Origin of the sequence: Hydrogenophaga sp. 70-12 (genome assembly GCF_001897365.1) — a bacterium.
Lineage (GTDB): Bacteria > Pseudomonadota > Gammaproteobacteria > Burkholderiales > Burkholderiaceae_C > Hydrogenophaga > Hydrogenophaga borbori.
Genome location: NZ_MKSS01000028.1, coordinates 1 through 3,890, shown reverse-complemented (window position 1 = coordinate 3,890; position 3,890 = coordinate 1). Strand labels below are relative to the sequence as shown.

Sequence of the window (3,890 nt, the reverse complement as noted above, 5' to 3'; positions counted from 1 at the left end):
ACTGAGCTACAGCCGCGCGGTGGCGCCCATTCTAGCGGCTTGCTCGGGATCGCCCGGCCCGCCAGAGGCGCTAGATATAATCGCGGGCTGTCCGCCGGTGCCCCGGCGCACATTGCCAGAAGGCCTTGAAGGCCCGCCTGCCACCCCTGAGGACCCCATGAGCGACCACGATTCCCATACCGGCCCCATCAAGACGCCCGCCCAGTTGCTGTGGACGTCCTTCTTCGCGTTCGTGGTTCCTGTGTTCGTCATCATCGGCCTGGTCTACTTCGTGACCTCGGCCAACAAGCCCGGCGCCGGCGCGGTCGACACCGACATCGCGGTCGCCCAGCGCATCGAAAAAATCGGCTCCGTGGAAATCCGCGACGCCAACCGCCCGCTGGAGTCGGGCGCCAACGTCTACAAGGCCCAGTGCGCCGCCTGCCACGCGGCTGGCCTCGCGGGCGCCCCCAAGTTCGGCGACGCTGCCGCCTGGGCTCCGCGCATCGCCACCGGTTACGAGGCCCTGCTGAACTCCGCCCTCAAGGGCAAGGGCGCCATGGGCGCCCAGGGTGGCGGCGCCTTCCGCGACCCCGAAATCGGCCGCGCCGTGGTGCACATGGCCAACGCCGCCGGCGCCAAGTTTGCCGAGCCGCAGCTGGCGGCCCCCGCCCCGGCGGCCGAAGCCGCCGCGCCGGCACCCGCACCGGCCGCACCCGCGCCTGCGGCCCCCGTGGCCGCCGCTCCTGCCACCGCCCCGGCACCGGCGGCCCCGGCCGCCGCTGTCGCCGCCAACGGCGAAGCCCTGTACAAGCAGGCCTGCACCGTGTGCCACGCCGCGGGCGTGGCCGGCGCGCCCAAGACGGGCGACAAAGCCGCCTGGGCCCCGCGCATCGCGCAGGGCGTGGACGCGCTCACCGCCAGCGCCATCAAGGGCAAGGGCGCCATGCCGCCCAAGGGTGGCGCCATGGCCGCCTCGGACGCCGAAATCAAGGCCGCCGTGCAATACCTGGTCGACCGCGCCAAGTAAGCCCACGCGGCGCCACCGAGCACAAGCCGGTCAATGACCGGCTTTTTTCATGGCCTCGGGGCTGCGCACGAAGCCATAGCGCGCGGGCAGTTCGTCCACGCGCACGGCCTCGGGTTGCCAGCGGCCCGCCTCCACCGCTTCGGCCGCGAGCGCCATGTCGGCCGTGTGCACGAGGCCGATGCCACGATCGGTGTCGAGGTAGAGCCGGCCCTCCTCGTCGAGCAGGCTGGCGCGCACCGCCACGGGCTCGCCGTCGTGGGCCTGTACGCCGCCGTCGGGCTGCAACCGCCAGACCCAGGGCGTGTTCTCCAGCTCCACGTAGACGCGCTGCGGGCCGTTCTGGAAGAACCATTGGCCGAGCTCATCGGCCGCGTAATTGCGGTGGATGAAGGCAATGAGCTTGTCGTGCCTCAGCGGCGAACCCTTGCTGCAGGCGAAAGGGCCGGCGGCCTGCACGCGGTCGTCGCGCATGTACCACTGGCCGCGCGCGTCCAGCCCCAGCCAGCCGTGGCAGTGCGGCACGTTGGGCCATTTGGCGAGCGCGGCCTTGACGATGTCGTCCATGACAGTGGCCTCAGGTGTGGGCGAGCAACCAGTGTCCCACCGCCTCGGGCATGGCGCGCACATGGCCCGGCAATCCCCAGGCGCCCAGCGGGGCGGCGAAGCCCACGTGGCCGCCGTGCGCCGGCTGCCACAGCGTCACGCGCGCCCCGGCCTCGCGCGCGGTCGGCAGCGAATGCGCGGGCACGAAGGGGTCGTTGCGCGCGTTGACGGCCAGCGCCGGCACGCGGATGCGCGCCAGGTGCGGCTTGGCGGAGGCGCGCGCCCAGTAGTCCTCGGCGTCGCGGAAACCGTGCAGCGGCGCGGTGAAGATGTCGTCGAAGGCGTGCAGGTCGGCCGCCGCGCGCAAGGCCTCGGCGTTGAACAGGCCCGGGTGCTGGGCCAGCTTGTCCAGGGCCTTGGGCTTCATGCTGCGCAGGAACATGCGCGTGTAGATCTGCCGGTTCAGGCCCCGCCCGATGGCGTGGCCGCCCGCCGCGAGGTCCAGCGGCGAGCACACCGCCGCCACCGCCTTCACCACGCCGCTGGCCGCGTCGCCGGATTCACCGGCCCAGCGCAGCAGCGCGTTGCCGCCGAGCGAGACGCCCACCGCGACCAATGGGCGCAGCGGCTCGGCCTGGGCGAAGCGGCGCAGGATCCAGTCGATCTCCTCGAAGTCCCCCGAGTGATAGGCGCGCGGCGCGCGGTTGATCTCGCCCGAGCAGCCGCGAAAGTGCGGCACCGCGTAGGCCAGGCCGCGCTCGGCCGCGAAATCGGCGAAGGCCACGGCGTACTGGCTGGCCGAAGAGCCTTCGAGCCCGTGGAACAGCACCAGGCGCGGCGACTGCGCGTGCGCCACATGCGAGGCGTGGTCGACGTCGATGAAGTCCCCGTCGGGCGTGGTCCAGCGCTCGCGCCGCCAGAGGGGCGCCGGGCCGAAACGCCGGCGCGCCAGCAGCGCGGGCCAGATGGTCTGCGCGTGCCCGCCGGGCAGCCACCAGGGCGCTCGGTAGGCGGACAGATCGACCAAGGGTTCGGGTTTCAATTCAATGCAGCAGGGGCTTCTGGGCGGACGCCTCGGCCGGCTCGGTGCGTGTGCCCGGGCTGGCGTGGTGCGCGATCAGGCGCCAGCCCTGCGCCGTTTTGATGTAGACATTGGTGGCAAGCACGAAGGCGTGGCGCGGCCCGTCGTCGCCGAGCACGGCCACACGCTCAACCACGCTGTGCACGGCGCAGTGGCCGTCGTCGTGGCGGTGCAGCTTCTCGGGCATGGCCATCACGCTGCCGTTGGCGAACATGGCCTCGAAGGTGGCGCGGATGGCCTCGTGCCCCAGCAGGCGCGGGCCGCCGGGGTGCACGCAGACGATGTCGTCCTCGTCCGCCCAGCAGGCCATGAGGCGGTCGATGTCGGCGTGTTGCAGGGCGTCGTAGAACGCGGCTTCGATGTCGTCCGGCGTACCCGGTGGCAGCTTGGGTTTGCGCATGCGCGCATTGTGCCGCCGCGCCACGGGTGCGGGGTATAGTGCCCGCGAACCCGGAACCCCAAGGAGATCCCATGCGTCGCCTGCTCTCGCTGCTGCTGCTCTGCGCCACCGCCGTGCTGGGCGGCTGCGGCTACAACGATTTCCAGCGCCTGGACGAAGAAAGCCGCTCGGCCTGGGCCGAGGTGCTCAACCAGTACCAGCGCCGCGCCGACCTCATCCCCAACATCGTCGCCACCGTGCAGGGCGAGGCCAATTTCGAGCGCGGCACGCTGGAGGCGGTGATCAACGCGCGCGCCAAGGCCACCTCGATCCAGGCCACGCCCGAGCTGCTCAACGACCCGGCGGCGCTGCAAAAATTCCAGGCCGCGCAGGGCGAACTGGGCAGCGCGCTCAGCCGCCTGATGGTGGTGGTGGAGCAGTACCCCAACCTCAAGGCCAACCAGGGCTTCTCCGACCTGCGCGTGCAACTCGAGGGCACCGAGAACCGCATCGCCGTGGCGCGCAACCGCTACATCCAGGCCGTGCAGGCCTACAACGTGCTGGCGCGCAGTTTCCCCAGCAACCTCACGGCCATGGTGTTCGGCTACCAGCCCAAGGCCAACTTCACCGTGGCCGACGAGGCGCAGATCAGCCAGCCGCCCAAGGTGGACTTCGGCACGCAGAAACCGTGATGCCGCGCCTGGCCGCGCCCTGAACCCCGCGCGGCCGCGCCCTCCTCCGATGAGCACCCTCCTGTCGCGCGCGCTGATGGCCCTGGTCCTGGGCCTGGCCACCGCCTTCGCCTGGGCGCAGGGCCTGCAGCCCGTGCCCGAGCTGCGCGCGCGGGCGATGGACCTCACGGGCACGCTGGACGCCGC

General features: G+C 71.9%; 5 protein-coding genes. 2 read left to right on the top strand and 3 right to left on the bottom strand.

Annotated features, from left to right (window positions below; genetic code table 11):
- The first annotated feature begins 157 nt into the window (after positions 1-157).
- Positions 158-1,009 carry a c-type cytochrome gene (locus BGO22_RS02055; protein ID WP_070401211.1) on the top strand — a complete coding sequence of 284 codons (852 nt, stop codon included), beginning with the start codon at positions 158-160 and terminating at the stop codon, positions 1,007-1,009.
- A gap of 30 nt (positions 1,010-1,039) precedes the next feature.
- Here BGO22_RS02055 and BGO22_RS02050 read toward each other — a convergent pair whose 3' ends face one another.
- Genes BGO22_RS02050 through BGO22_RS02040 form a run of 3 tightly spaced genes read right to left on the bottom strand, consistent with a single transcriptional unit; the run spans position 1,040 to position 3,033 of the window.
- Positions 1,040-1,573 (bottom strand): DUF2946 family protein, encoded by a 534-nt coding sequence (locus BGO22_RS02050; protein WP_286848575.1) that lies wholly within the window; start codon positions 1,571-1,573, stop codon positions 1,040-1,042.
- Positions 1,574-1,583: 10 nt separating this feature from the next.
- Complete coding sequence (locus BGO22_RS02045) at positions 1,584-2,594, bottom strand: YheT family hydrolase (RefSeq protein WP_286848572.1); 1,011 nt, start codon at positions 2,592-2,594, stop codon at positions 1,584-1,586.
- Position 2,595: 1 nt separating this feature from the next.
- Positions 2,596-3,033 carry a YybH family protein gene (locus BGO22_RS02040; RefSeq protein ID WP_286848570.1) on the bottom strand — a complete coding sequence of 146 codons (438 nt, stop codon included), beginning with the start codon at positions 3,031-3,033 and terminating at the stop codon, positions 2,596-2,598.
- A 71-nt stretch (positions 3,034-3,104) separates the two neighbouring features.
- Between BGO22_RS02040 and BGO22_RS02035 the strand changes: the two genes are divergently transcribed.
- On the top strand, positions 3,105-3,704 hold the full coding sequence (locus BGO22_RS02035; protein WP_070401214.1) for a LemA family protein: 600 nt from the start codon (positions 3,105-3,107) through the stop codon (positions 3,702-3,704).
- Positions 3,705-3,890: the final 186 nt, after the last annotated feature.